The organism is Romboutsia sp. 13368 (assembly GCF_018336475.1).
Lineage (GTDB): Bacteria > Bacillota > Clostridia > Peptostreptococcales > Peptostreptococcaceae > Romboutsia.
In genome coordinates this window covers 1,433,910-1,434,279 of record NZ_CP048741.1, presented here as the reverse complement: position 1 = coordinate 1,434,279, position 370 = coordinate 1,433,910, and the positions used below count along the sequence as shown (strand labels likewise).

Here is a 370-nt window from a genome sequence, read left to right as displayed (position 1 = left end):
AATACCTAAAGAATGTCCTGAGTGTAAAAGTAACTATATAAAGCCATTTGGTACAGGGACACAGAGAATAGAAGAAGAAATAAAAAGTATATTTAAAAATGTAAAAGTTCTAAGAATGGATAAAGATACTACATCTAAAAAAGGTTCTTTAGAAGAAATTTTAAATAAATTTAGAAATAAAGAAGCAGATATACTTATAGGMACTCAARTRATAAAAAATATATACAAGAATTTATAGTTAGCAAAAGAGATGATAGATATGTAATTCCTATAAAAGCATCATACAAAAATGAAGTAGATGGTGTTGTATTAGATACTTCATCAAAGGGAACTACTGTATTTATGGAGCCAAGTAGTATATCTAAATATA

Annotated in this window: 1 protein-coding gene; it reads left to right on the top strand. The window is 25.6% G+C overall.

Features of this window, described 5'->3' with window-relative positions; genetic code table 11:
• Positions 1 to 238, top strand: a 238-nt coding sequence (locus G3997_RS05775) for a hypothetical protein (RefSeq protein ID WP_296644282.1), incomplete at its 5' end; no start/stop codon positions are given.
• Positions 239 to 370 lie beyond the last annotated feature (132 nt).